Here is a 26,863-nt window from a genome sequence, read left to right on the forward strand (position 1 = left end):
CCCTTGGCGCTCACGGGCGGAGGCGGTGGGCTAGGTCAGCGGCTGCCGATGAGCGCGAAGGGCGGTGTGGGCAGTGAACGCAGGGAGCTCGCGCAGCTCCGCACGGGTGTCGTAGTCGCGTTCAGCGCCGGTGCCGGGAATCTCGATGAAGTTGGCACCACGGATGAGGCGGCGGACGGAGACGTTTCGAGTCGTGGGAAGGGACTCGAGCTGAGCGCGGAGGGCGGAGGTGCGCCAGAGGGAACACAGCGGCTGGAGGTAGCCGTCGGCGGCGCGGGTGAGCACGGCATCGGCCGTGGAGGAAGCGAGGGTCGAGCGCAGACGGGGAAGCAGTAGCGGTGAATCGGGGGCATCCACGGCGAAGAGGGCGAGCTCGGAGCAGTGGGATAACGCCTGGGCGCCGGCCGCGATGCCGGCGACAGGACCACCGTAGAGCGGTGACTCGCACACCTGGGGCACGCCGAGGCGATGCGGGGAGACAGCCACGGTCGGGGTGCCGTAGGGAAGCTGGGCGAGCAGGCGGTCGATAAAGCGCGTGCCGTGGACAAAAAGGGAGGCCTTATCGGCGCCGCCCATACGCCTGCCGTGGCCGCCGGCGAGGATGACCGCGCCGAGCATTAGGACTCCGGGAGGGTGCGGGACCAGTCCCCGGAGCGGCCGCCGGATTTCGCCACGATTCCGCAGCGGCGGATATACGCGGAACGGTCCACGCCCTTGACCATGTCGATGATGGCGAGCGCGGAAACGTTCACAGCCGTCAGTGCCTCCATTTCCACGCCGGTGCGGTCGGCGGTGCGGACAGTGGCGGAGATGGACACGTGGTCGTCGGCAAGCGTGAGCTCCACTGCGCAGCCGTGCACGCCGATGGTATGTGCCAGTGGAAGCAGCTCGGGGACCTTCTTGGCGGCCGAAATTCCAGCAATGCGAGCGACCGCGAGGACATCGCCCTTGGGCACGGTGCCATCGCGCAGGGCGGCCATGACCTCGGGTGAGCAGGCGACCTCGCCTTCGGCGGTGGCGGTGCGCACGGTGGGCTGCTTCTCGGTGACGTCGACCATGTAGGCGGCGCCGTCAGAGTTCAGGTGGGTAAATTCCATGGTTGCTCCTTAATACAGATAAACGGTGATGTCCTCGCCCATGGCCGGCGGCTCGGAGTCAATGAGGCAAAAGCCATTGGTGCCGGCCAGCGACACGATGCGGTGACTGCCGTGGGGCAGGTGCGAGGTGATGGCGGGCGCTGCCTGAAAGTCTACGGTGACGGGAACAATGGTCGGCCGTCCGCGGGAGGCGGGAAGGGGCGAATCCACCCGGGCGCGCAGGTTGACCCGCTGGCGTGGCGCGGGGTGTCCGGACAGTGCGGCGATAAGTGGCCGGGCATAGAGCTGGAAGTCGACGAAGGCTGCTACGGGGTTGCCGGGCAAGCACAGCACCGGGGTGTCATTCCACAGGGAGTAGCCCTGCGGGGCACCCGGGCGCTGATCGACGTGACCGAACCACGCGGAATCCGCGCGCCCCAGCACAGTGTGGACCACATCGAAGGCGCCGGCTGACACGCCACCGGAGGTGATGATGAGGTCGTGGGAGGAGGCAAGCTCATCCAACGCGGAGGCGAGGTCCGCAGGGGCATCACCCACGTGGACGTGTGCGTCTGCACCTGCAAGGGCAGCGAGCATCGGGCCATTGGAATCCGGCAGCTGGCCGGGGGCGAGCTGCGCTGGGGAAGAGACGAGTTCTTCGCCGGAAGAAATGACCGCGATGCGCGGGCGGCGGAAGATCGAGACGGAATATACGCCGGCAGAGGTGAGGGCGGCGATGACGGCGGCATCGATAAGCGTGCCGGCCGTGGCTACTGGCGCGCCGGGCTGGATGTCCTCGCCGGCGGGACGGATATGCGACTTGGTGGGGGCCTCCGTGATGGTGACCTCGTCCGGAAGTGCTACCGGGCCGGCCGGGGTGGTGGTGTTCTCCACGGGAACGACGAGCATTCCTGCGGTATCGGCCACGGGGGCACCGGTCATGATGCGCACGGCGTGGCCGGCGGGCACATCGATGGGAGCCGCGCCGGCGGGTACATCGCCGGCGACGGGGAGGGTCCATGGCGCGGTGGAGGAAAGATCTGCGGCATGGACGAGGAAGCCATCCATCGCCGAATTGGCATGGGGCGGCACGGGGAAGCGCGCGGTGGCATCGGCGGCGAGGACGCGGCCGATGAGGGAGGCGTCGACAGGCGCGGACTCGGCCGGCGGAGTGGAAGCCAGCGCGAGTACGGCATCGAGGTGCGCGGAGATGCTGCGGGGCGTGGACATAAGACTCAGGTTAGCCGCCAATGGCGGACATCGGACGGTCTGGTTGGAGAAAGCCCTCGTCATCAATGCCGTGACCGGGCTTTTTGGTCCACATTTCCCCGGCCCAAGCCTCCATGATCTCTGCATCGCTCGCGCCGGAGCGCAGCAGGTCTCGCAGCGGGGTTTCGGAATTGCCAAAGAGGCAATTGCGAATGGCGCCGTCGGTAGTAAGGCGGGTGCGGTCGCAATCGCCGCAGAAGGGGTGGGTGACCGAGGCAATGATGCCCAGCGTGCCGTGCGTGCCATCCGGAGCGCTGACCTCCCACAGGGCGGCGGGGGCGGAACCGCGTGGTTCGCGCGCCGGCGTCATGGAAAAGTGGGTGCGCAGTCGGGCGAGGATATCTTCGGCCGTGACCATGTCCTCGCGGCGCCACTGCTCGCGGGGCCCGAGCGGCATCTGCTCGATGAAGCGGAGCTGGGCGCCGTGGTGGACGGCATAGTCCGCCAGCGGAACGATGTCTTCTTCGTTGACCCCGGGCATGACCACGGCGTTGATCTTGATGGGGTGCAGGCCCGCGGCATCTGCGGCGGCGATGGCCTGCAACACGTGGTCGAGCCGGTCGCGGCGGGTGAGCGCGGCGTAGCGCTCGCGGTCGATGGTGTCGAGCGAGATATTGATGCGGTCGAGCCCGGCCGCGGCGAGGGCGCCGGCGCGCTTTTCTAGGCCAAGCCCGTTGGTGGTCAGCGCGGTGGACGGGGAGCGGCCCTGGTCGGTGCGCAGCTGTTTGGTCGCGGCAATAATTTTCTCCAGCGACTTGCGTAGCAGGGGCTCGCCGCCGGTAAAGCGCACTTGGCGGATGCCCAGCTTGCCGACGCCTATCCGGATCAGCCGGATGGTTTCCTCATCGCTCAAGGTTTGCTCTGTGGGCATCCACTCCAAACCTTCGGCCGGCATGCAATAGGTGCAACGCAGGTTGCAGCGATCCGTGAGGGAGACGCGCAGGTCACGGGCTTGGCGTCCATAGCGATCCACCAGTGCGCGCGTGCCATCAGCGGCCGGTGCAGGCAGATCCGCCGGCGGTTTCGCTCGGCCCACGGTAGGCAGGGGCAGGGAAACCACGGGCTGCTGGGAGGAAGGGGTCATTGGTGCCAGTCTAAGAGAGGGGACGAGGTACACCAAGCTGCAACGGCGAATTTATTCCTAGTTTTCCCGGCTTAAATCGGCGGTTTCGGTGACGTCGAGCCGCTGGGATTCACCCGGGCCCTTGAGGCGGATGATGTTGTATTCGCCCTCTGCCAGGTGGGCGCGCAAATCTTTCTTATCGAACTTGCCCACGGATGTCTTATCGATGGACTTCACAAAGGTCCAATACTCCGGCAGCATCCAGCTCGGCAGTTCCTTGCGCATGCTGGCGCGCAGGCGCTCTGCGGTCTCGATGGTGGGCGAGGCACCCTCGGCCAATACTGTGACGGCGAGTGGGCGCTCGACCCATTGCTTATCGGGGTAGCCGATGACGGCGGCCTCGACGACAAGCTCGTCGGACATGATGAGGTTTTCTAGCTGCACGGAATAGATCCATTCGCCGCCGGAGCGAATGACATCGCGGGCGCGGTCCTCCACGGTAAGGAAGCCATCCTTGGTCACAGAGCCGACGTCGCCAGTGCGCAGCCAGCCATCGGCGGTGAACTTATCCTCCGCGGCCTCGACTTGATTGCCGCGGAATTCGGAAGCGATTTCGCCCGGTTCAGCGGTGGGCGAGTGGTAGTAGGAACCGGTGACCAGGTTGCCGCGCACCTGCAGCTCGCCGGCATTGCGGTCGGTGCGAGCGACGACTTGCCCGTCGTTGACCACGCGGTATTCCAGTGAGGCGGGGATGCGGCCTTGGGATACGCGGTAGGCCCAACGGGTATCGCCGGAGGCGCCCTGGGGCGGGCGCGCAACGCTGCCCACGGTGGAGGTTTCCACCATGCCCCACACGTGGACCACATCGACGCCGTAGCGCTCCTCCCACATCTTGATCAGCGTCGGCGGGACGGGGGAGCCGCCGGCGTAGATCTCGGTGAGCGTCATGCGCTCTGGTGGATGGTGCATGTAGTGGACAAAGAGCTGAATCCAGATGGTGGGCACGCCGTGTGCCACGCGCGGAGAAGTAGCGGCGATGGCTTTGGCTAGGGTGGGGGCGGACACGTCGGCGTCGGGAAGCACCAGCGGGGTGCCCGTCATGAAACAGGTGAAGGGAACGCCCCAGCTGAGCACGTGGCAGATAGGAATGCAGCACAGGAAGGTCTCGCCGTGGGTAATGCACAGCGAGTCCGAGGAACGCAGCTGCATGGCCTCCAAATAGAGAGACCGGTGTGAATACAGCACTCCCTTGGGCGCACCCGTGGTGCCCGTGGAATAGCACAGCGCCGCGGCCGTGCGCTCATCTAGTTCGGGCCAGTCATAGACGGTAGAGCGGCCGTCGATAAGAGCCTCATAGGAATACACCTCAACCCCGCGGGGGAAAAGGTGAGCAAACTGCTGCGCTGGTTGGGCGCCGGTGATGATGACGCTTCCCACGGAGTCGGTGCCCACGAGCACCTTGCCTAGCTGCTGCGCCAAGCGGGGATCGCACACGATGGCGGAGATTTCCGCATGGTTAATAATGTGGCGGATCTGGTCATTCATCAGCTGCTTATTCAGCGGGGCGAAAACCGCGCCCTTGCAGGCGGTGCCGAACATTACTTCCAAGTGCTCGGCGCAATTCCACATAAAGCTGCCCACGCGCTCATCGCTGGTAATACCCAATTCATCGTGAATGGCGTGGGCGAACGCGGCGGCGCGGGCAGCGATATCGCGGAAGGTAACTTCCTCGGCTGGATCGAATTCCGAGCCGGTGCCCTCACCGTGCCAGGTGGTAACCGTGGTGTCCCCGTGAACCGAGGCACCGTATTCCAAAATGCGGGTCAGGGAGAGGGGGATATCCATCATCGTGGAAAGCATGCCTCTACTGTAGCGGTGTCATGGTGCGGGCGTTGCGCCCTATGCGTTATACTTGTTCACGACTGGTAGGAAACCGGAAAGTTTTAGCTCCCCTTTCCTATGCATTCGGGCCCAGAGAAGTAGTTTGCCCGCAGTCGTTTCTTGATTTCTTCCGGTTCGCGCACTCGTTGTGCGAAGTCTCCTCGAGGACACGGAAGAGGCCTCATACTTATTGCCCGGCAGGACGCGCATGCGCCTTGGCACGAGGGCGAGAAGTCCTAGAAAAATACACATTGGCTTCCAGTGCAACGCCGCGAGCATAGGCTGCGGCGGCTCCCGCATAATCAGACCTGGTCAAGCAACGAAAGGATATCCGTGAGCGAAACGGACAACACCGCAGCACAGGATCTTGCATCCCTGAAGCTGCCGGAATTGCGCAAAATGGCCGCAGAGCGCGGCCTACGTGGTGTCTCTGCCCTGCGCAAGGGGGATCTCATCACCGCCATCAAGACCGGACAGGTTCCGCCTAAGGCCAAGGCTAAGGTGGAAAAGGCCGCTCAGGTAGAAAAGGCGGAGAAGGCAGAAAAGCCTGAGAAAGCAGATAAGCCGCGCACTAAGGCGCAGGATGAAGCGCCGCACAAGGCGGAAAAGCAGGAAGAATCCAGCGAAAAGCAGGGTAACCGTCAGCAGGGCTCTGGTGAGGAGCAGCGCTATGAGTCGCGCTCCCAGGCCCGCCGCGCTCGCCGCAACCGCGCCCGCCGCCAAGAGCGTCAGGAGCGCCAGGAACGTCAAGAGCGTGAGGAGCGCAACCGCAACGAGGAGCAGGGCGGCGCTAAAGACAACCGCGACAATAACTCCCAGGACGGCTCCGATAACCAGGGCGAGAAGAATGACCGCGGCGATAATAAGCAGCGCGGCAATCGCCACGAGGACAACAATAATCACGAGCGCGGCAACCGCCGTGGGCGCCGCAACCGCCGCAACCGCCGCGGCCGCGGAAATAACAATGACAATAACGGCGGCAACGATTTGCAGGTCCGCGAGGGCGATGAGCTGCAAGCCGTCGGCGGCATCTTGGACGTCGTAGACAATAATGTCGCCTTCCTGCGCACCACCGGTTATCGCGCCGCGGCTTCCGACGTCTTTGTCAACAACGGCATCGTCCGCCGCCTGGGCCTGCGCTCTGGTGACGCCATCACCGGCCAGGTCAAGGTCTCCGGCCCGACGCACACGCACGGCAATGGCCGCAACCGCCGCAAGTACAACCAGCTGGTACAGGTCGATACCGTCAACGGCATTGATCCGGAAGGCGCAAAGCAGCGCCCGCACTTTAATAAGCTCACCCCGCTGTATCCGAATAAGCGCTTGCGTTTGGAAACGGATCCGAAGATCCTCACCACCCGCGTCATTGACCTCATCATGCCTATCGGTAAGGGCCAGCGCGCGCTTATCGTCTCCCCGCCAAAGGCCGGTAAGACGACGATTCTGCAGAATATCGCCAACGCGATTTCTACCAATAACCCGGAGTGCTACCTCATGGTCGTCCTCGTAGACGAGCGCCCTGAGGAAGTCACGGACATGCAGCGTTCCGTCAACGGTGAGGTTATTGCTTCCACCTTTGACCGCCCGCCATCAGAGCACACCTCCGTGGCGGAGCTGGCTATCGAGCGCGCCAAGCGCCTGGTGGAGCAGGGCAAGGACGTCGTGGTCCTGCTGGATTCCATTACCCGCCTGGGCCGCGCTTATAACAACTCCTCCCCGGCTTCTGGCCGCATCCTCTCCGGCGGTGTTGACTCTAATGCGCTCTACCCGCCAAAGCGCTTCCTGGGCGCCGCCCGCAATATCGAAGAAGGCGGTTCGCTGACGATTATCGCCACCGCCATGGTGGAGACCGGCTCTACCGGCGATACCGTCATCTTCGAGGAATTCAAGGGCACGGGCAACGCCGAGCTGAAGCTGGACCGTGGCATCTCTGAACGCCGCGTCTTCCCGGCCGTGGACGTCAACCCATCCGGCACCCGTAAGGACGAGCTGCTGCTCGTTCCAGAGGAGGCACGCATCATGACCAAGCTGCGTCGCATCCTCTCCGCCCTGGACTCCCACCAGGCCATTGACCTGCTCATTAAGCAGCTGAAGAAGACCCGCTCCAATGGCGAGTTCTTGATGCAGGTGGCCTCCTCGGCCCCGATGGCTGCGGATAAGGATGAAGAAGATTATGTCTAATCAGGTTTCGCTCGTTGATGACATCGTGTCCGAGTACCAGGGCATTGAGATGCAGATGGCCGATCCGGAAGTAGCCGGCGACCAGAAGCAATTCCGCAAGCTCTCCAAGCGCTACGCGGAGCTGCGCCCCATCATCATGGTCAATGATGAGCTGACCCAGGCGCGCGAGGATCTCGCCGATGCCAAGGAGATGGCCTATGAGGACCATGACTTCCAGGAGGAAGCGGACCGCCTAGAAAAGTCCGTGGAGAGCTTGGAAGAAAAGCTCGCTGACCTGCTCGCGCCGCGCGATGAGCAGGATTCCGAGGACATCATTATGGAAATCAAGGCCGGCGCGGGCGGCGAAGAGGCAGCCCTCTTTGCCGGCGACTTGGCCCGCATGTATGAGCGCTATGCGGATAAGACGGGCTTTAACTGGGAGGTCTTGGGCCTCAATGAGTCCGATCTAGGCGGCGTGAAGGATATGACCATTTCCTTCCGCTCCAAGTCCCCGTCGCGCGATGGTGCATGGTCCGTATTCAAGTTTGAGGGCGGCGTGCACCGCGTGCAGCGCGTTCCGGTCACTGAGTCCCAGGGTCGCATTCAGACCTCTGCCGCCGGCGTGCTGGTCTACCCGGAGCCGGAAGAGGTCGAGTCCGTCAATATCGATGACAAGGATATTCGCGTCGACGTCTACCGTTCTTCCGGCAAGGGCGGTCAGGGCGTGAACACCACCGACTCCGCGGTGCGTATTACCCACCTGCCCACCGGGCTCATCGTGACCTGTCAGAAGGAGCGTTCCCAGATCCAGAATAAGGCGCGTGCGCTGCAGGTTCTGCAGGCCCGTCTGGATCAAATGGAGCGCGAGGCCCGCGAGGCTGAGGCCGGCGAGCAGCGCGCATCCCAGGTGCGCACCATGGACCGTTCCGAGCGTATCCGCACCTATAACTGGCCGGAAAACCGCATCACGGATCACCGCATTGGTTACAAGGCCAATAACCTGGACTCCGTGTTGAACGGTGACATGAATGACCTTATTAAGGCCCTGCAGGACCAAGAGCGCGCTGAGCGCCTCGAGGCCGAGGGGTAAACCAGCGTGAATAACACGTATGGACGGGCGCTGCGCCGCGGGGTGCAGCGCCTTCGTGCTGCCGGGGTGGCCAGCCCTGAATGGGATGCACGCATTATGGCCGCGCACCTAATGCACTGCGGCCACATGGATATCCCGCTCGATCAGTCACCTATGCCTGGTTTCGACGTGGCCTTTGATGCGCTGCTTCGTCGCCGGGAGGCCCGCGAGCCGTTGCAGTACGTACTAGGCAGCGCCTGGTTCGGCCCGCTGGAGCTCAAGGTAGGCCCGGGCGTGTTTATCCCGCGGCCGGAAACCGAGGTTATGGCGGACTGGGCGGTGCGCAATGTGGACGGTCCGCGGCTGGTTGATTTGTGCACCGGCACGGGCGCATTAGCGCTCTACCTGGCCCACTATCTACCCAAAGCGCAGGTGAGGGCAGTTGAGCTTGCCGACGCCGCACTGGCCTATACCCACGCCAATACCCATAACACCGGGGTAGAGGTCATCCAGGCTGACGCCACTGCCGACGACACTTTGGCGGACTGGAATGGGACCGTGGACCTCCTCGTGACTAACCCGCCCTACGTGCCAGAGACCCCGGATCTTGAACCGGAGGTATATCACGACCCGCATAACGCGGTCTTCGCCGGGGCGGATGGGATGGGGGTCATCACCGGCCTTATCCCGACCATTGCGCGCCTTGTGCGCCCGGGAGGCAAGGTGGCCATCGAACACGACGATTCCACGAGCGAGGCCGTACAAGCCGCAGTGGCCCGACACGGCGGCTTTAAACAGATCGCCGCGCTGCAAGACCTGACGGGAACGTCCCGGTTTGTCACTGCGGTGCGCGGGGTAGACTAAGACACCAGTGAGGGCAAGAAGGGGAGAAGATGATGCAAGGAAAGATTTTTAACTGCGCCAACGATGCCGAGCGCGAAGAGGGTATGAACATTGCGGTCAAGGCTGCCCAATCCGGTCGCCTCGTGGTTATGCCCACCGATACGCTCTACGGCCTCGGCTGCGATGCCTTTGATAACGATGCCGTAGCCAACCTCTTGGCCACTAAACAGCGTGGCCCGGATATGCCGGTGCCGGTTTTGGTAGGTTCCTGGGATACCGTTCGCGGTCTGGTCGCTTCCTATACCGATACCGCGCGTGACTTGGTGGAGGCCTTTTGGCCCGGTGGACTGTCCATCGTCGTTCCGCAAGCGCCGTCCCTGCCGTGGAACCTCGGCGATACCCGCGGCACCGTGATGCTGCGCATGCCATTGCATCCCATTGCCATCGAGTTGCTGCGCGAGGTTGGCCCCATGGCAGTCTCCTCCGCCAATATTTCTGGCCACCAGCCGCCGACCACGGCGCTCATGGCCAAGCAGCAGCTTGGTAAAGCCGTGACGGTTTACTTGGATGGGGGAGAGACGGCCGTCGGCAAGCCCTCGACGATCATTGACCTCTCCGGCGAGTGCCCGTACCTGCTGCGCGAAGGAGCGCTCTCGGCCGAGGAAATCGGCGAGGTTATCGGCGTCGACGCGCAGACCCTGCGCACCCGTCCACAGGCTTAAGGGGGAATTCGCGTGAGCGGCAGTGGTGTCCCGCTGCGCGAGCTGGCCCTCGTCATTCTCGTCGCAGCAGCATTTACGTATCTCACCACCGGTGTGGTGCGCTCCTTTTTGGTGCGCACCGGCCGCGTGGCGGAGATTCGGCTGCGCGACGCCCACACACAGCCCACCCCGCGCATGGGTGGGGTGGCCATGTTTACCGGCTTCGTGGCGGCGATATTCCTCGCAGCCCAGCTTCCAGCCTTGACTCGGGGCTTTATGCCCGTCACTCCGGAGATGAATGCGGTGCTGTGGGCGGCCTTGGCGCTCGTGCTTGTCGGAGTGGTTGATGACTTGGTCGAGCTGAGTGCCATAGTGAAGCTTTTTGGCCAGCTCTTTGCGGCCACCTTGATGAGCGGGCTGGGCCTTACCTGGACGCTGCTTTTCATCCCTTTTGGAGGCGGCACCACGGTCGTCCTCGACCAATTGCAAAGCACCCTGCTCACCGCGTTCTTTACCGTTCTGCTCATCAATGCCATCAACTTTGTGGACGGCCTCGATGGCCTAGCGGCAGGCCTTGGCATGATTGCGGGCGGGGCAATTCTGGTGTTTTCTTTGACGGTTCTCCACGACCAAGGCGGTGCAGTCTCGGCCTACCCACCGGCCATCATTAGCGCTGCCCTGGTGGGAATGTGCGCCGGATTCTTGCCGCATAACTTCGAACCGTCTCGCATCTTCATGGGCGATTCTGGCTCGATGCTGATTGGACTCTTGCTCGCTGCGGCCTCGACTTCCGCGTCTGGCAAGATCAACATGTCGCTTTACGGCACGGTGGACATTGTCGCCTTGATGTCGCCCATCATTGTGGTGGTCGCAGCGGTGTTTATTCCAGTCCTGGACCTTGTCTGGGCTGTGATTCGCCGCCTGTCTCAAGGACGCTCGCCGTTTTCTGCAGATAAGGCGCACATCCATCACCGCCTACTCTCGCTCGGCCATACTCACCGCCGGACTGTGCTGGTTCTTTACCTGTGGGTCTCCGCCGTGGCCTTCGGCGCGGTGTCCTTTTCCATCGTGCCCGCGCCGGTGGCCATTGGCGTCACCATCGTTGCCTTGCTCTTGGCGTTCGCGGCAACCCTCGTACCTTTGCGGCAAGGAAAGATTGGTCCAGCTGCGCGAAAGTCCGTCGTGGTGAAGGAATCCGAGCCCTCGTGAGGTAGGGTGTGTAGCCGTGAGTGACCAAATAGTGAATCCTGACTTTGATGACCCGCGACTTCCAATACAGCGAGCTGTAAGCCTAGGTGCAAAGGCTCTCCTTGCCATTACAATCGTTTCCCTCGCTGTGTGGGGCGGTATGAAGGGTATGCCGGGGGTATGGGGAGTTGCTATTGGTGCTGCCTTTGGCGGTGGTTTCGTGCTTTTTACAGCTGGGTCTGTCCTCCTTACCGCGAAATCTACCCCGCCCACAACGATTGCCTTAGTTCTAGGAGGGTGGCTAATCAAGCTAATTGTCCTTATTGGTGTGCTTGCCTTGATCCGCGATCTGGATTTCTACGACACTTGGGCGTTGTTTATAACGGTGGTTTTAGCTCTCGTTGTGACATTAGGCACCGAGGTTTGGGGAGTCGTTACCTCTAGGGTTACCTACGTATCCTAAGTCCCATACGGTTACTCTAGCGACCTCAATTTGGGATGTGCTGTTCTTTGCATGTCGTGGCGGAGGACAGCTCTTTTTTTATGTGCACTACCGGCCAGAAGTGGAAATGGGCACCCCCGAGGAGGAGGTGAAAGAGAACAGTGTGATGAACTCCACGTTCTTGAATTTGGCCGGAAAATAGCGGTTTTGATCCTTTGATCGCTGCTGTGGGAAAGATCAACTCGCAAACTGGGGCCCCCACGTGCAAAAACTCTTGATCTAGCTGATACTATTTCCCTCGGGTTACCGCGGTAGTTGGCACCAGCCTGCTTTCCGTCCTGGTAAATCCCTGCCTTGATCACGCTGATGTGCGACGGAGTCCGTGTTCAAGGCGGAGAGTTTGAGACGTCCATCGCACCACAGAAGCTTTCACAAGCTGTGTGGCCCGAACACGGGAGAGAACGCTGAGCGTTACAACATTGGCTATGAAAGGGCACTTCCATACGCCCGATCTAGGTGAAGAATTCTTCCCGGGGCAAATGAATGCTGACCATCTGTTTTTCGGCGACTTTGCCGGCGGATGGTTCGCGCTTGATCGCCTGATGCTGATTCGTATATTGATGACGCTGATTGTGGTGATCCTATTCTGGGCCGCCTTTAAGAACCCCAAGCTGGTTCCTTCCGGCCTTCAGAATGTGGGCGAAAACGCGGTCGACTTTGTCCGTGTACATATCGCTGAGGACATCTTGGGTAAGAAGGAGGGAAAGCGATTTCTGCCAATTATCGCTAGCATCTTCTTCGCGGTTTTGTTTATGAACGTTGCGACCGTTATCCCGGGGCTAAACGTCTCGCCAAACGGTCGTATTGGTATGCCAATTGTCTTGGCTGCCGTTGCGTATATCGCCATGATTTACGCCGGTGCTAAGCGTTACGGCTTGGGAAAGTTCATTCGCTCCTCTGTAGTGATTCCGAACTTGCCTCCGCTACTGCACTTGCTGGTGGTACCGATTGAATTTTTCTCTACGTTCATTCTGCGACCGGTTACCCTTGCTATTCGTCTCATGGCGAACTTCCTTGCTGGACACATCATCCTGGTTCTTCTCTTCTCTGCTACGAATTTCTTCTTCTGGCAGCTGAATGGGTGGACCGCCCTGTCTGGATTAACCGTTGTCTTGGGCTTGGCTATGAGCCTGTTCGAGATTCTGGTTATTTTCCTGCAGGCGTACATCTTCGCTCTGTTGACGGCGGTGTACATTGAGCTGTCCCTGCACGCAGATTCGCACTAAGGACGAGGTCGACGAGCGCGACCGAGTAAACCACCTAACTTCACAACATTGACATTCAGTCCGATTGTGGGCTGACACATTTACGAAAGGGAACGACTTTCACCATGAACGAGATCATTCTGGCAGCGGACGCCGCTTCTAAGTTTGAAGGCTTCGGTACTATTGGCTACGGCCTAGCAGCTATTGGTCCTGGTATCGGTATCGGCATCGTCGCCGGCAAGACCGTTGAGGCTATGGCTCGCCAGCCGGAGATGGCCGGTCAGCTTCGTACCACCATGTTCCTGGGTATCGCCTTCACTGAGGCCCTGGCACTTATTGGCCTCGTTGCCGGCTTCCTGTTCTAAAAGCTCGAGTTTTCCAAACCGAAACTTTTAAGACGGGAGACCTATGAATAACGTCGTTTATATGCTTGCTGCAGAAGGAGGGGAGAACCCGGGATCGGGTAGCTTCTCCGTGCTTCTGCCCAAGAATTATGACATTTTCTGGTCTTTGCTGTGCTTCATTGTAATTCTCTTGTTGTTCTGGAAGCTTGTGCTTCCGAAGTACACCAAGATGCTGCAGGAGCGTGAAGACCGGATCGAGGGTGGCTTGAAGCGCGCCAAGGCTCAGCAGGCCGAGGCTAAGGCCGCTCTGGAAAAGTACAATGCTCAGCTGGCCGATGCCCGTGCAGAGGCAGCCGAGATCCGCGAGCAGGCGCGCGAGCGCGGCAAGCAGATTGAGGCCGAGGCTAAGACCAACGCGGAAGAAGAGTCCCGCCGCATCGTCGCCAATGGCGAGAAGCAGCTGGAGGCTTCCCGCTCGCAGGTTGTTACTGAGCTGCGTTCCGAAATGGGCCAGAACTCCATCAACCTGGCGGAGAAGATTCTGGGCGGCGAGCTTTCCGACGCCTCTAAGAAGTCCTCCACCATTGATGGCTTCTTGTCCGAGCTCGACTCTGTGGCACCGGCCGGAAAGTAGGCAACTATGAAGGCAGCTAGCCGCGAAGCACTCGCAACCTCGCAAACCCGCTTGGATGAGATCCTGGGAGGCGACAACAATGTCGCCACCGCCGCGCAGGCGGGCCTGGATATCTTTGAGGTTGTCGATGTCTTGGATGCAGACCGCGAATTGCGCGTCGCATTCACCGATATCGCCGCCCCGAGCGAGGCACGCAAGTCCCTGGCCGAGACCCTGTTTGGCTCCAAGATTTCCGGTGGCGCATTGCGCATCATCCAGGAAGCTGCGGCTGCACAGTGGTCCACCCCGAAGGACTTTGTCAAGGGCTTGGTGTCCCTGGGCCGCCGCGCACTGCTGCGCGGTGCTGAGGCGCAGGGGCAGCTGGGCCAGGTAGAAGACGAGCTCTTCCGCCTGTCCCAGATCCTTGACCGTGAGGGCGAGTTCACCCAGCTGCTTTCCGACCGAACTGCTGATTCCGCCCGCAAGCGCGGATTGCTGGCAAACGTGCTCTACGGCAAGGTCACGATGTTTACTGAGGCACTGGTGCTTCAGGCCATCTCCCGCCCAGAGCAGAACCCGATCGATGACGTAGCCGCACTGGCTGATTCTGCAGCTGATCTGCAGGGTCGCACTATTGCGCGCGTTACCGCTGCGGGTGAACTAAACGAAGGCCAGCAAGCAGTACTCGCTGAGAAGCTGGGCAAAATTTATGGTCGTGCGATGTCCATTCACTCTGAGGTTGACACCAGCCTCCTCGGTGGCATGCGCATCCGCGTCGGCGATGAAGTCATTGACGGTTCTACGGCAGGCAAAATTGCCCGCCTGCGTGCCCAGATGGCATAGCCGAAACGACAGAAACGATTTAAGTAAGTGCTGGAAGATACTACCGAGAGCAGGAAGAACATGGCGGAGCTGACGATCTCCTCCGACGAGATCCGTAGTGCGATTGCGAACTACACCTCGAGCTACTCCGCGGAGGCCTCCCGTGAGGAGGTCGGCGTGGTCATTTCGGCAGCTGACGGTATTGCGCAGGTTTCTGGCCTGCCGTCCGTTATGGCGAATGAGCTGCTCGAGTTCCCAGGCGGCGTGATTGGCGTCGCACAGAACCTTGACACTAACTCCATCGGTGTCGTGGTCCTGGGCAACTTCGAGTCCCTCAAGGAGGGCGACGAGGTTAAGAGGACCGGCGAGGTTCTCTCCATCCCAGTGGGCGAGGAATTCCTCGGCCGCGTAATTAACCCATTGGGTCAGCCGATCGACGGCATGGGCCCAATCAACGCTGAAGAGGAGCGCGTCCTCGAGCTGCAGGCACCATCCGTGCTGCAGCGCCAGCCGGTTGAAGAGCCAATGCAGACCGGCATCAAGGCTATCGACGCAATGACCCCGATCGGCCGCGGCCAGCGTCAGCTGGTCATCGGTGACCGTAAGACCGGTAAGACCGCGGTCTGCATCGATACCATTTTGAACCAGAAGGCTAACTGGGAGTCCGGCGACAAGGATAAGCAGGTACGCTGCATCTACGTCGCAATCGGCCAGAAGGGCTCGACCATCGCTGGCGTGCGCCGCACCCTTGAGGAGCACGGCGCACTGGATTACACCACCATCGTGGCCGCACCGGCTTCCGATTCCGCCGGCTTCAAGTGGCTGGCACCGTTCTCCGGTGCAGCGCTGGGTCAGCACTGGATGTACCAGGGCAACCACGTCCTGGTTATCTACGATGATCTGACCAAGCAGGCTGAGGCCTACCGTGCCATTTCCCTGCTGCTGCGCCGTCCGCCGGGACGCGAGGCATACCCGGGCGATGTCTTCTACCTGCACTCCCGCCTGTTGGAGCGCGCTGCAAAGCTTTCCGACGACATGGGTGCTGGCTCCATGACCGCCCTGCCGATCATTGAGACCAAGGCAAACGACGTCGGCGCCTTCATTCCGACCAACGTCATTTCCATTACTGACGGCCAGGTCTTCCTGGAGTCCGACCTGTTCAACCAGGGCGTTCGCCCGGCTATTAACGTCGGTGTTTCCGTCTCCCGTGTCGGTGGCGCTGCACAGACCAAGGGCATGAAGAAGGTTGCCGGTAACCTGCGTCTGGACTTGGCGTCCTACCGTGATCTGCAGGCCTTCGCGGCATTCGCATCTGACCTGGATGCTGCTTCCAAGGCTCAGCTGGAGCGCGGTTCCCGTCTGGTTGAGCTGCTGAAGCAGTCCGAGTCCTCCCCGCAGCCGGTGGAGTACCAGATGGTATCCATCTACCTCGCCGAGGCTGGCATCTTCGACGTCGTTCCCGTTGAAGACGTCCGCCGCTTCGAGGACGAGGTACACGAGTACCTCAACGCCAACACCCCAGAGGTCTTTGAGCAGATTTCCGGCGGCAAGCCGCTGACCGATGAGTCCAAGGACGCATTGGTTGCGGCAGCTAAGGATTTCCAGCCGACCTTCCGTACCTCCGAGGGCCACAACTTGGGCTCTGAGGCACCGGTAGAGCCTTTGGATGAAAGCGACGTAAAGAACACCGAGCTCAACGTCTCCCGCAAGACGGCTAAGTAGAGTTCAGAACTCATAACTAACCGTCTAGATTAAAGAAGGGAGGAGAAACGATGGCTAATCTTCGCGAGCTACGTGACCGCATCCGGTCCGTCAATTCGACTAAGAAGATCACCAAGGCCCAGGAGCTCATTGCTACCTCGCGCATTACCAAGGCGCAGGCTAGGGTAGAGGCCTCACAGCCGTACGCGGCTGAGATGACCAGCATAATGAACAAGCTGGCTGCGGCTTCTACGTTGGAGCATGACATGCTGCGTGAGCGTGAAGACGGAAACGTCGCCGCCATCCTCGTGGTCACTTCTGACCGCGGTATGTGTGGCGGCTACAACAACAACGTCTTCAAGAAGGCCGCACAGCTGCAAGCTCTCCTGGAAAGCAAAGGCTACGAGGTAGTTCGCTACGTCACCGGCAACAAGGGCATCGGCCACTACAAGTTCCGTGAGGATGAGGTAGTTGGCAGCTGGGGCGGTTTCTCTCAGGATCCAACTTGGGAGACTACCCACGATGTGCGCCGTCACTTGATTGATGGCTTCATTGCTGGTTCTCACGGCACTACCAAGGACCGTGACGGCCTGCATTCGCAGGGTGAGGGCAAAGGTGTACGCGGCTTTGACCAGGTGCACGTTGTCTACACCGAGTTTGAATCCATGCTGACCCAGACCGCGCGTGCGCAGCAGCTGTTGCCGGTTGAGCCGGTTATTCAGGATGAGGAGTATCACCTCGGTGAATCCGCTCTGACTGACTCCGAGTCTGCGGATGATGTCGCCTCAGGATTCGAGTTTGAGCCAGACGCAGATACGCTGATGGAAGCGCTGCTTCCGCAGTACGTCTCGCGTATCCTGTTTGCTATGTTCTTGGAAGCTTCTGCTTCCGAGTCCGCTGCACGCCGTACAGCTATGAAGTCTGCTACTGACAACGCAACCGAGATGGTCGAAGACCTCTCCCGCGTGGCTAACCAGGCTCGTCAGGCACAGATTACCCAGGAAATTTCAGAGATCGTCGGTGGCGCTGGCGCGCTATCTGACAGCGCAGAAAGTGACTAGATTATGACTACAGCTCTGCAAGAGCAGAATGCACAGTCTTCGGCAGTCGCCGGTCGTGTCGTGCGCGTCATCGGTCCGGTTGTGGACGTGGAGTTCCCACGTGAGGCACTGCCGGCCCTGTACAACGCACTGCACGTCGACATTAAGCTCGAAGCTGTTGCAAAGACCGTCACCCTCGAGGTCGCTCAGCACCTCGGTGACAACCTTGTCCGTACCGTGTCCATGGCACCGACCGACGGCCTCGTCCGCGGTGCCGAGGTCATCGACTCCGGAAAGCCAATTTCCGTGCCGGTCGGCGACGTCGTCAAGGGCCACGTCTTCAACGCCCTCGGTGACTGCCTCGACGAGCCGGGGCTCGGCCGCGATGGTGAGCAGTGGGGCATCCACCGCGAGCCGCCAGCGTTCGACCAGCTCGAGGGTAAGACCGAGATTCTGGAGACCGGCATTAAGGTCATTGATTTGCTGACCCCGTACGTTAAGGGCGGCAAGATTGGCCTCTTCGGCGGCGCAGGTGTGGGTAAGACCGTTCTCATTCAGGAGATGATTACCCGTATCGCCCGTGAGTTCTCCGGTACCTCCGTCTTCGCCGGCGTCGGCGAGCGTACCCGTGAGGGCACCGACCTCTTCCTGGAGATGGAAGAGATGGGCGTGCTGCAAGATACCGCACTTGTCTTCGGCCAGATGGATGAGCCGCCAGGAGTCCGTATGCGCGTGGCTCTGTCCGGCCTGACCATGGCGGAGTACTTCCGCGATGTGCAGAACCAGGACGTGCTGCTGTTCATCGACAACATCTTCCGTTTCACCCAGGCCGGCTCTGAGGTTTCGACCCTGCTGGGTCGTATGCCTTCCGCTGTGGGTTACCAGCCAACCCTGGCTGATGAGATGGGTGTCCTGCAGGAGCGCATTACCTCGACCAAGGGCCGTTCCATTACGTCCCTGCAGGCCGTTTACGTTCCTGCCGATGACTACACCGACCCGGCTCCGGCAACGACGTTCGCTCACCTGGACGCCACCACCGAGCTGGACCGTGCTATTGCTTCCAAGGGTATTTACCCAGCAGTGAACCCGCTGACCTCTACCTCTCGTATTCTCGAGCCGGGTATCGTTGGCGAGAAGCACTACGAGGTTGCACAGCGCGTCATCGGTATTCTGCAGAAGAACAAGGAACTCCAGGACATCATCGCCATCCTTGGTATGGACGAGCTGTCCGAGGAGGATAAGGTCACCGTTCAGCGTGCCCGCCGTATCGAGCGCTTCTTGGGCCAGAACTTCTTCGTCGCACAGAAGTTCACCGGCCTGCCGGGCTCTTACGTGCCGCTGTCTGAGACCATCGATGCCTTCGAGCGCATCTGCGATGGCGAGTTTGACCACTACCCAGAGCAGGCCTTCAACGGCTTGGGTGGCTTGGACGACGTCGAGGCTGCATACAAGAAGTTGAACGAGAAGTAGGGAGAGGCACATGGCTGACATCACCGCCGAATTGGTTTCCGTCGAGCGCCTGCTGTGGTCTGGACAGGCCTCCATGGTCACGGCTGAGACCACCGAGGGTGAGATCGGCGTGCTTCCCGGTCACGAGCCAATGATCGGTCAGCTGATCGATAATGGCGTGGTGACCATCCACCCAGTGGACGGCGAGCGCCGCGTCGCCGCCGTGCAGGGTGGTTTCCTCTCCGTTACCCAGGACAAGATCACCGTCCTCGCTGATTGGGCCATCTGGTCCGATGAGGTGGATGAGGAGAAGGCTCAGAATGATTTCGCTTCTGAGCACGAGCTCACCAAGTCCCGTGGCGAGGCCGCACAGCGTGCAGTTCGCCGCGCCAAGGCTTAATACCTTGGATTGGTAGGAGAGGGCAGCAATAGCCGCCCTTCCTGCTCTCTTAAGGCGCATCGGTTTATAGCCGGTGCGCCTTCTTCGTTTTTTCTTTGCCTTTTCTTATTGGCGTGTAGGCCCTTCAAGGCGCTACAATCCAAAGAATCAGTTTCTCCACAGAGCGAGGATGGCGTGAAAAGGCCCATGAATTCAACGGTGGTTGCAGTGCTTCTGTGGGCCCTTGCAGTGGCCCTGCTGCTAGTTATTTTTCTGGCTGCGCTTCGCTTTTTCACCGTGCGATCGCGCGGTACTTCAGTCCTCCTGCGCCGAGTTCCGGCTAAGAATTCCCTTTCCTGGCGCCATGGTTCGTTGCGTTATGAAGGAGAATTCGTGGAGTATTTCAAGCTCCGTTCTGTCTCTCCGCGCTGCGATCTGCGCATCAACCGCCTCGACATCGAAGTAGTGAGCACCCGCCCGCTTGATGATGACGAGGCTTCTTTTATGTCCGCTGCCACCGAAGTCGTTCGCTTTCGGGCCAAAGGAAAAGAATATGAGCTGGCTTCCGACGCCCATGGCATCATGGCCTTTGGCGCATGGGTAGAGGCCGCCCCATCTAAGCGCCAGCAGCGCTTTGACTTCCGGGAATTGCGCGAGCGCGCTACCCGTCAATCCAAGCGATAAGCCCACCCGCTAGGGTAGAAAACATGCGTTTAGTAATCGCCCGATGCTCAGTAGATTACGTGGGCCGCTTAGATGCCCACCTGCCGATGGCAGACCGCCTGCTCATCGTCAAAGCGGACGGTTCCGTGTCCGTGCATGCCGACGACCGCGCTTATAAGCCGCTCAATTGGATGACACCTCCTTGCACCTTGAAGGAGTCCGCGATTGAGGACCTCGACGGTGAGGACACAGGCGAGGTCTTGTGGTTGGTGGAAAACCCCAAGGGCGAGCAGTTGCGCATCACCATTGCTGAGATTCATGAAGAAATTTCCTACGACATGGGCGAGGATCCAGGCCTAGTCAAGGATGGCGTCGAGGCTCACCTTCAAGAGCTCTTGGCAGGCCAGATTGATACCTTGGGCGAGCGCTACACCCTGGTGCGCCGCGAATATCCCACGGCCATCGGTCCTGTGGATATTATGGCTAAGGATGAGAACAATAATAACGTCGCCATCGAGGTAAAGCGCCGCGGTGGCATTGATGGCGTAGAACAGTTGACACGGTATCTAGAGCTGCTTAACCGCGATGAGCTTCTCGCCCCTGTGTCCGGTGTATTTGCGGCCCAGGAAATCAAGCCGCAAGCTCGTACCTTGGCTGAGGACCGCGGCATTCGGTGCGTCGTACTGGATTACCAAGAGCTGCGTGGACTTGAGTCGAATGAATTGCGGCTGTTCTAATGCCACGGCGAAATAGGCGCAAACCCATAGAGGTCCGATCCCTGCCTAAGGACGGCTCAACCTTCCTGGGCTCGCAAACGGTCGAGGGACCAAGTTGGACTCATGGCGAGCCCTATGTCATGCGGCATATCGGCTCTGCTCGCGCTCAGAAGTACTACGTGTGCCCTGGCTGTAACCAAAACATTCCGCCCGGGGTGGCACACATCGTCGCCTGGCCGCGGGACGTGGGCCGCCAGGGCGACGATCGCCGGCACTGGCACCGCCACTGCTGGGAGCGTAGGTAGACTAGCGGGCATGATTGTTGCATTTTCTGTAGCCCCTGCGGTGGTCAATAATGACTCCCAAGAAATGGCCGATGCTGTGTCCGAGGCCGTGCGCGTAGTCCGCGAGTCGGGCCTGCCTAACGAGACCAATGCCATGTTCACTTTGCTCGAAGGCGAATGGGATGAGGTCTTTGACACGATTAAGAAGGCCACCGATGCAGTGCGTGCGGTTTCCCCGCGCACCTCTTTGGTAGTTAAGGCCGATATCCGCGAAGGCGTAACTAATCAGCTAACGGACAAGGTAGATGCGGTTAACCGCCGCCTTGCAAAGGAGGACTAGATGACTTCACCAAATGATGCTTATGTAGGAGGAGCGCTCGACCTCAGCCAAGTCAAGGCGCGAGCCGAGGCTCGGCAGAAGGCGCAGGAATCGCCGCAGCCAGGTGCCGGCGGCGTCCAGCCCTTCTTCGCGGTAACCGAGGCCAACTTCGACCAAGATGTGGTTCGCCGGTCTACGGAAGTTCCGGTCGTGGTCCTCATCGGTACTGCTCGCTCTACCCAGTCAGAGCAGTTGAAGACTGACCTTGCGGATTTGGCCGCGCAAGGAAACTTGAGCTTCTTGGTTGCTTATGTGGATGCGGATGCTACTCCGCAGGTTGCGCAGGCCTTTGGTGTTAAGAATCTGCCGACCGTGGTGGCCTTGGGTGCTGGACAGCCGCTGACGAATTTTGAGGGCGCGCAACCCAAAGAAGCCCTAAAGCAATGGGTAGATACCCTGGTGCAGAATGTCGGCCCGCAGCTGAAGGGCCTGCAAGGCAATGAGGCATCGGAACAGCCACAGGAGGAAGAAGAGGATCCGCGCCTTCAGGAAGCAGAAAGCTTCTTGAACGCCGGCGACTTTGATGGGGCGCTCAACGTCTACAACTCCATCTTGGAATCCGAGCCCGATAATGTGCAGATCAAGCAGGCGCGTGACACCACGGTCTTGCTCAAGCGCCTCGACCCCGCCAACCAAACCGAGGATCCGATTGCGGCCGCGGAAGGGGATAAGGGGGACGTCGATAAGCAAATGCGGGCTGCCGACGCCGAAGTGGTAGCCGGCGCCCCAGAAAAGGCCTTTGATCGCCTCATCGAGACGATGAAGACAACGGCAGGCGATGAGAAAGCACGCGTTCGCGAGCGCTTGCTGGAGCTCTTCGGGCTCTTTGAGGGCAATGACCCGCGCGTGATGGAAGCTCGCACCAAGCTGGCGAGTGCCCTGTACTAGCTTGGGTAGGATGGGAAGCATGACTTCAGTGCTTTTCCTGTGTAATACAAATCGCGGCAAGTCGCAGATGGCTGCGGCACTAGCCGCCAAGCATGCGCCTGACTGGGATATTTACTCGGCTGGGGTGCAAACTACCCCGGAGCACACCCAGCAGGGCATCAATCAAGAAGCTAAAGCTTCCCTCGCGAAGGTGGGCGCAGAAATGACTGGTACCCCTGCTCTAGTGGATCCTCACCTGGCTGCCGCTGTCGACCACGTCATTGTAGTAGGTGATGCGAAATATGAGGGGCCAGCGCAGCGGTGGGACATCGAGGATCCTTCACTGCGTGGTTTGGAGGGCGAAGAGCGCATGGATGCGCTTCGCGATGACATCGAAGCGCGCGTGGTGGAGTTCCTACGCGCGCAGCGATAGGCGTTTTATTTCTCCAGTACGTACCACTGCACCGAGTTAGCCGGTAGGTGAAGCGTGGCGGAGTTCTCCGCCACGTGAATGTGCTGGGGAAGTGGGTTCCCAGCGCCTTCGTAGACGGCGTCATCGGTGTTGAGTACCATCTGCCATTCGCCGTCGTGTGGAACCCAGAGGCCATAGTTGGGGATGGAAGAACCAGAAAGGTTGCACACGGCGAGCAGGGCAGAGCCGTCTGCGCCGTAGCGGACGTAGCCCAGAACGTTATTGGTCGAGTCATCCGCCTTGACCCATTGGAAGCCGTCTTGGCTGAAATCCTGGCTCCACAGTGCCGGGGTATCGCGGTAGACGAGGTTGATATCTCGTACGAGGCGCTTGATGCCCTGGTGCCATTCGCTGCCCCAACCGTCGAGGTTGCTCCAGTCCACGGAATGCCCCTCGGCCCACTCGGTAGTCTGGCCGAATTCCTGGCCCATGAAGAGCAGGTTCTTGCCGGGGTGGGAGAACATGTAGCCATAGAGGGTGCGGAGTCCGGCGGCTTTATTCCAGTCGTCGCCAGGCATGCGCTGCCACAGCGAGCCTTTGCCATGGACTACTTCGTCGTGGCTAAACGGCAACACGTAGCGCTCAGAATAGGCATAGACCATGGAGAAGGTGAGCTCGCCATGGTGATAAGAGCGGTGGATGGGTTCGTGCTTGAAGTACTCCAAGGTGTCATTCATCCAGCCCATATTCCATTTCAGGGAAAAGCCTAGACCGTTTTCAGAGGTGGGGGCGGTAACGCCCGGCCAGGAGGTGGATTCTTCAGCAATGGTGAGTACGCCTGGATGCGTGCGGTTGAGGGTGGCGTTGGTTTCCTGCAGGAATTGCACGGCCTCTAGGTTCTCGCGGCCGCCATGTTGGTTGGGCAGCCACTCATCGCGGGAATAGTCTAGGTAGAGCATGGAAGCCACGGCGTCTACTCGCAGGCCGTCGATGTGGAATTCTTCGGCCCAGTATAGGGCGTTGGCCACGAGGAAATTGCGGACCTCATTGCGGCCGAAGTCAAAGACATAGGTGCCCCAATCGGCCTGCTCGCCGCGGCGGGGATCGGGGTGCTCGTAGAGAGCTTGGCCATCAAAGCGACCCAAGGCCCAATCATCCTTGGGGAAGTGGGCTGGCACCCAGTCCACGATGACGCCGATGCCATTCTCGTGCAGGGCATTGACCAGCTCTCGGAATTCATCCGGCGAGCCCCAACGCGCAGACGGCGAGTAGTAGCCAGAGACTTGGTATCCCCAGGATCCGCCGAAGGGGTGCTCGGCCACGGGCAAGAGCTCGACGTGGGTGAAACCGTGCTCCTTGAGATAAGGGATGAGCTCCTCGCGAAGGCGGTTATAATTCGCCCCGACCTTCCACGAGCCGACGTGGACCTCATAGATGCTCATCGGGACATCGAGGCTTCCGGTGCGCTTGTCCATCCAAGCAGAATCGGACCAAGCGAAGCTGGTGGAATCCACAATCGAGTCCGTTTCCGGCGGGCAGGCGGTGCGCTTGGCTAGGGGATCGGCCTTGTCCTTGCGGCCCTCGTGGCTAAAGATGGCGAACTTATAGTGCTCGCCAGCACCGATGCCCGGAACAAAGACTTCCCATACGCCGGTAGAACCGAGCGAACGCATTGGGTACTGGGTGGGGTTCCAGCCACAGAAATCGCCTACTACGGCAACGCCCTGGGCATTAGGAGCCCACACGGCAAAGGAGACGCCGGACACGGTACCCATTTCGGTGTCATAAGAACGCAGGTTGGCGCCGAGGACATCCCAAAGGCGCTCGTGGCGGCCTTCCCCAATCAGGTGCAGATCCAGGGAGCCCACCGTGGGAAGGAAGTGGTATCCATCTGCCACGGTGCGGGTAGGTGCCTCCGGATAGGAGATTTCTAAGCGGTAATCGCAGTTATCGCCAATTTCCGCCTCCCAGATGTCATCGCCCACCGAATCCATGGAGAGGGTTTGCGTGGGGGTGTGCAGCTGTACCGCGGTAGCACCCGGTTGGCAGGTACGGATAGTACCTTCGTGCCAACCGTAGAAACCGTGCGGGTCATGGTGGCGGCAGTCATTGAGGCGAGCGAGGTCAGCGGCCGGGATAGTCATACAATCAGAGTACCTAGTTCGGGTGCGGTCCGGTGGGCGAATGTTTACGGGCGATAGTCGCTAACTACGCGCCAGGTGAGCTGTTCCTGGAGGTCGTGGTCGGCAGGGGGAAGGACGAAGACATGGGCGACGTCGCGAAGCGGCTCTAGGCGCACAAAGTTGCGCTCGGACCAGTGGTAGGCAGAGCCGGTAATCGTGTCTTGGACGGTATAGGACTCGCCGGGGTGGCGGCCGATAGCCTGCATATCTACCGTGACGGTGGCTTCTTGTGCATTGCGCGGATCCAGGTTGACCACAATGAGGACTACGTTGCCGGAGGCTGGATCCGCCTTCGAATAGGCAATGATGGCTTCATTGTCGGTGTCATGGAACCGCAGGGTGCGCAGTTGCTGCAAAGCGGGATTATCGCGGCGGATCTGGTTAAGCAGCCGGATATAGGACTCAAGGGAATCTCCTGACGCAGCCGCCGCCGCAAAATCGCGCGGGCGCAGTTCGTACTTCTCAGAGTCGAGATATTCCTCGGAGCCTGGGGCTACCGGGGTGTGCTCGTAGAGTTCAAAGCCGGAGTACACGCCCCATAGAGGCGACATGGTGGCGGCAAGGACAGCGCGAATGGCGAACATGGCACGCCCGCCGGTCTGCAGGGACTCGTGCAGGATATCCGGGGTATTAACAAAGAGGTTGGGGCGGCAGATATCTGCTTGGTCGACGTGCATCTGGCCAAATTGGGTGAGCTCGTGCTTGGAGGTTTGCCAGGTGAAATAGGTATAGGACTGGGAAAAACCTGCCTTCGCTAGACCGAAGAGGCGAGGCGCGCGGGTAAAGGCCTCGGCCAAGAAGATGACGTCCGGATGGGTGGCATGTACGCGGGTAATTAGCCAATCCCAAAAGTTTGCCGGCTTGGTGTGTGGGTTATCCACGCGGAACGTACTTACACCGGCTTCCACCCAAATCATCAAGGTCTCATAGATTTCGTGGTAGATGGCATCAGGGGCGTTATCGAAGTTGAGCGGATAGATATCCTGATACTTCTTCGGCGGGTTCTCGGCGTAGGCGATGGTGCCATCTGGAAGGACGGTGAAAAATTCTGGGTGGCTCTTCGCCCACGGATGGTCGGGCGATGCCTGTAGCGCAAAATCGAGCGCTACCTCCAAGCCGAGTTCCTGGGCGCGGGAGACTAGTTTCTGGAAATCCTCCATCGTGCCCAAATCCGGATGGGTGGTGGAGTGGTCCTGAATGGCCCAGGGGCTTCCCACATCCCCGGGCTCGGCCACGACCGAGTTATTCTTTCCCTTGCGGTGTACCTTGCCGATGGGATGGATGGGCGGAAAGTACACCGTATCGAAGCCCATATCGGCCACCCGCTCCAGTGCCTTGGCAGTGGTGGCAAACGTGCCGTGGACTGGATTTCCCTCTTCATCCCAGCCTCCCGTGGAGCGAGGAAAGAGCTCGTACCACGAGCTATATAGTGCGGCCGGGCGCTCCACAAATACCTCATGGATTGCGCCCTCTACTAGGAGGTCGCGCAGGGGATGGGAATGCAGGATGCCTGCTACCTCCTCCGAGAGTGCTACCTGCACGCGCTTATCGACGTCCAAGGACTCATCCTCCAAGTCCCGCGCAGCCGCAAAGAGCGGTTCCACCACATCCGACGGGGTTTGCAGCGCCGCGCGAGAAAACAACTCCGCGCCATGCTGCAGGTCATTGGCCAGCTCGGCGGCGGATTGCCCGGCGGCCATCTTCTTGGTTACGGCGTTCTTCCACGTGGCGATGGGATCGGACCAGGCGTCGACGCGGAAGTACCAGGTGCCTTGGGTGCCCGGGGTAAATACGCCGTGCACGCGATCCTGGTCATCGGGATCAACCTGCATGGTGACCGAGGAGGTAGCCGTGGTCCGTGCCGCCCACGCGGACAAGGTTGCCGAGACCGCGTCGTGGCCCTCGCGCCAGACGAGGGCGGTGACAGGAATTACCTCGCCTACAACGGCTTTGGAGGCTACAGAACCGGCAGAGATAAGCGGGCGGACATCGTCAATACCAAGGCGAGTAGTCATGTCCATAAGACTAATGCAGCTGTGTCAATTTCACCGGGC

27 protein-coding genes are annotated in these 26,863 nt (G+C 60.3%); 20 read left to right on the plus strand and 7 right to left on the minus strand.

What is annotated here, in order from left to right; translation table 11 throughout:
• Nucleotides 1–30: 30 nt before the first annotated feature.
• Genes ACKFRX_RS05640 through ACKFRX_RS05660 form a run of 5 tightly spaced genes read right to left on the minus strand, consistent with a single transcriptional unit; the run spans nucleotide 31 to nucleotide 5,268 of the window.
• A complete protein-coding gene (locus tag ACKFRX_RS05640) occupies nucleotides 31–618 on the minus strand; it encodes a molybdenum cofactor guanylyltransferase (RefSeq protein WP_408928245.1) in 588 nt (195 codons plus the stop codon).
• Nucleotides 618–1,097 carry a cyclic pyranopterin monophosphate synthase MoaC gene (gene moaC, locus ACKFRX_RS05645; RefSeq protein ID WP_005323396.1) on the minus strand — a complete coding sequence of 160 codons (480 nt, stop codon included), beginning with the start codon at nucleotides 1,095–1,097 and terminating at the stop codon, nucleotides 618–620. The genes ACKFRX_RS05640 and moaC overlap by 1 nt, the downstream gene beginning before the upstream one ends.
• A gap of 9 nt (nucleotides 1,098–1,106) precedes the next feature.
• Nucleotides 1,107–2,306, minus strand: a complete 1,200-nt coding sequence (locus ACKFRX_RS05650; protein ID WP_408928246.1) for a molybdopterin molybdotransferase MoeA — start codon at nucleotides 2,304–2,306, stop codon at nucleotides 1,107–1,109.
• Between the two features lie 10 nt (nucleotides 2,307–2,316).
• Entirely contained in the window at nucleotides 2,317–3,429 is a 1,113-nt protein-coding gene (gene moaA, locus ACKFRX_RS05655) for a GTP 3',8-cyclase MoaA (protein ID WP_250412350.1), read from the minus strand.
• 57 nt (nucleotides 3,430–3,486) lie between these two features.
• Nucleotides 3,487–5,268: a long-chain fatty-acid--CoA ligase gene (locus ACKFRX_RS05660; protein ID WP_408928247.1), complete on the minus strand. Its 1,782-nt coding sequence runs from the start codon at nucleotides 5,266–5,268 to the stop codon at nucleotides 3,487–3,489.
• 354 nt (nucleotides 5,269–5,622) lie between these two features.
• Between ACKFRX_RS05660 and rho the strand changes: the two genes are divergently transcribed.
• The 20 genes from rho (at nucleotide 5,623) to ACKFRX_RS05760 (ending at nucleotide 22,647) form a co-directional block, all read left to right on the plus strand.
• Nucleotides 5,623–7,470: a transcription termination factor Rho gene (gene rho, locus ACKFRX_RS05665; RefSeq protein ID WP_408918956.1), complete on the plus strand. Its 1,848-nt coding sequence runs from the start codon at nucleotides 5,623–5,625 to the stop codon at nucleotides 7,468–7,470.
• On the plus strand, nucleotides 7,463–8,539 hold the full coding sequence (gene prfA / locus ACKFRX_RS05670) for a peptide chain release factor 1 (protein WP_040425038.1): 1,077 nt from the start codon (nucleotides 7,463–7,465) through the stop codon (nucleotides 8,537–8,539). Before rho ends, prfA begins: the two co-directional genes overlap by 8 nt.
• Nucleotides 8,540–8,545: 6 nt before the next feature.
• A complete protein-coding gene (gene prmC / locus ACKFRX_RS05675; protein WP_005323389.1) occupies nucleotides 8,546–9,382 on the plus strand; it encodes a peptide chain release factor N(5)-glutamine methyltransferase in 837 nt (278 codons plus the stop codon).
• Nucleotides 9,383–9,414: 32 nt separating this feature from the next.
• On the plus strand, nucleotides 9,415–10,083 hold the full coding sequence (locus ACKFRX_RS05680) for an L-threonylcarbamoyladenylate synthase (RefSeq protein WP_040425114.1): 669 nt from the start codon (nucleotides 9,415–9,417) through the stop codon (nucleotides 10,081–10,083).
• A gap of 12 nt (nucleotides 10,084–10,095) precedes the next feature.
• Nucleotides 10,096–11,271, plus strand: a complete 1,176-nt coding sequence (locus ACKFRX_RS05685) for an undecaprenyl/decaprenyl-phosphate alpha-N-acetylglucosaminyl 1-phosphate transferase (RefSeq protein WP_250412348.1) — start codon at nucleotides 10,096–10,098, stop codon at nucleotides 11,269–11,271.
• Between the two features lie 16 nt (nucleotides 11,272–11,287).
• Nucleotides 11,288–11,713, plus strand: coding sequence for a hypothetical protein (locus ACKFRX_RS05690; protein WP_034668137.1), 426 nt, complete (start codon nucleotides 11,288–11,290; stop codon nucleotides 11,711–11,713).
• A gap of 464 nt (nucleotides 11,714–12,177) precedes the next feature.
• A complete protein-coding gene (gene atpB / locus ACKFRX_RS05695) occupies nucleotides 12,178–12,978 on the plus strand; it encodes a F0F1 ATP synthase subunit A (RefSeq protein ID WP_005323384.1) in 801 nt (266 codons plus the stop codon).
• A 104-nt stretch (nucleotides 12,979–13,082) separates the two neighbouring features.
• Nucleotides 13,083–13,322 carry an ATP synthase F0 subunit C gene (locus ACKFRX_RS05700; protein ID WP_005323383.1) on the plus strand — a complete coding sequence of 80 codons (240 nt, stop codon included), beginning with the start codon at nucleotides 13,083–13,085 and terminating at the stop codon, nucleotides 13,320–13,322.
• 43 nt (nucleotides 13,323–13,365) lie between these two features.
• The gene (locus ACKFRX_RS05705) at nucleotides 13,366–13,935 is read left to right on the plus strand and encodes a F0F1 ATP synthase subunit B (RefSeq protein ID WP_005323382.1); all 570 of its coding nucleotides are present in this window, start codon (nucleotides 13,366–13,368) and stop codon (nucleotides 13,933–13,935) included.
• 6 nt (nucleotides 13,936–13,941) lie between these two features.
• Nucleotides 13,942–14,757 carry a F0F1 ATP synthase subunit delta gene (locus ACKFRX_RS05710; RefSeq protein ID WP_408928248.1) on the plus strand — a complete coding sequence of 272 codons (816 nt, stop codon included), beginning with the start codon at nucleotides 13,942–13,944 and terminating at the stop codon, nucleotides 14,755–14,757.
• Nucleotides 14,758–14,817: 60 nt separating this feature from the next.
• Nucleotides 14,818–16,458 carry a F0F1 ATP synthase subunit alpha gene (gene atpA / locus ACKFRX_RS05715; protein WP_023021750.1) on the plus strand — a complete coding sequence of 547 codons (1,641 nt, stop codon included), beginning with the start codon at nucleotides 14,818–14,820 and terminating at the stop codon, nucleotides 16,456–16,458.
• 50 nt (nucleotides 16,459–16,508) lie between these two features.
• Nucleotides 16,509–17,498, plus strand: coding sequence for a F0F1 ATP synthase subunit gamma (locus ACKFRX_RS05720; protein WP_408928249.1), 990 nt, complete (start codon nucleotides 16,509–16,511; stop codon nucleotides 17,496–17,498).
• 3 nt (nucleotides 17,499–17,501) lie between these two features.
• Complete coding sequence (gene atpD / locus ACKFRX_RS05725) at nucleotides 17,502–18,947, plus strand: F0F1 ATP synthase subunit beta (protein ID WP_049361377.1); 1,446 nt, start codon at nucleotides 17,502–17,504, stop codon at nucleotides 18,945–18,947.
• A 10-nt stretch (nucleotides 18,948–18,957) separates the two neighbouring features.
• Nucleotides 18,958–19,326 (plus strand): F0F1 ATP synthase subunit epsilon, encoded by a 369-nt coding sequence (locus tag ACKFRX_RS05730; RefSeq protein WP_049361376.1) that lies wholly within the window; start codon nucleotides 18,958–18,960, stop codon nucleotides 19,324–19,326.
• A gap of 186 nt (nucleotides 19,327–19,512) precedes the next feature.
• Complete coding sequence (locus ACKFRX_RS05735) at nucleotides 19,513–19,989, plus strand: DUF2550 domain-containing protein (RefSeq protein ID WP_005323376.1); 477 nt, start codon at nucleotides 19,513–19,515, stop codon at nucleotides 19,987–19,989.
• Between the two features lie 23 nt (nucleotides 19,990–20,012).
• Complete coding sequence (gene nucS / locus ACKFRX_RS05740) at nucleotides 20,013–20,705, plus strand: endonuclease NucS (protein WP_408928250.1); 693 nt, start codon at nucleotides 20,013–20,015, stop codon at nucleotides 20,703–20,705.
• A complete protein-coding gene (locus ACKFRX_RS05745) occupies nucleotides 20,705–20,989 on the plus strand; it encodes a hypothetical protein (RefSeq protein WP_408928251.1) in 285 nt (94 codons plus the stop codon). The genes nucS and ACKFRX_RS05745 overlap by 1 nt, the downstream gene beginning before the upstream one ends.
• Nucleotides 20,990–20,999: 10 nt before the next feature.
• Nucleotides 21,000–21,308: a thiamine-binding protein gene (locus ACKFRX_RS05750; protein ID WP_005323373.1), complete on the plus strand. Its 309-nt coding sequence runs from the start codon at nucleotides 21,000–21,002 to the stop codon at nucleotides 21,306–21,308.
• Complete coding sequence (locus tag ACKFRX_RS05755) at nucleotides 21,309–22,235, plus strand: co-chaperone YbbN (RefSeq protein ID WP_408928252.1); 927 nt, start codon at nucleotides 21,309–21,311, stop codon at nucleotides 22,233–22,235. It begins immediately after the preceding gene.
• Nucleotides 22,236–22,254: 19 nt separating this feature from the next.
• A complete protein-coding gene (locus ACKFRX_RS05760; RefSeq protein WP_179386387.1) occupies nucleotides 22,255–22,647 on the plus strand; it encodes a low molecular weight phosphatase family protein in 393 nt (130 codons plus the stop codon).
• Nucleotides 22,648–22,652: 5 nt separating this feature from the next.
• On the opposite strand, the gene glgB is transcribed toward ACKFRX_RS05760, so the two are convergent.
• Complete coding sequence (glgB, locus tag ACKFRX_RS05765) at nucleotides 22,653–24,770, minus strand: 1,4-alpha-glucan branching protein GlgB (RefSeq protein WP_408928253.1); 2,118 nt, start codon at nucleotides 24,768–24,770, stop codon at nucleotides 22,653–22,655.
• A gap of 44 nt (nucleotides 24,771–24,814) precedes the next feature.
• The gene (locus ACKFRX_RS05770; protein ID WP_408928254.1) at nucleotides 24,815–26,824 is read right to left on the minus strand and encodes a maltotransferase domain-containing protein; all 2,010 of its coding nucleotides are present in this window, start codon (nucleotides 26,822–26,824) and stop codon (nucleotides 24,815–24,817) included.
• Nucleotides 26,825–26,863: the final 39 nt, after the last annotated feature.

Source organism: Corynebacterium tuberculostearicum (assembly GCF_046097465.1).
Classification (GTDB): domain Bacteria; phylum Actinomycetota; class Actinomycetes; order Mycobacteriales; family Mycobacteriaceae; genus Corynebacterium; species Corynebacterium tuberculostearicum_I.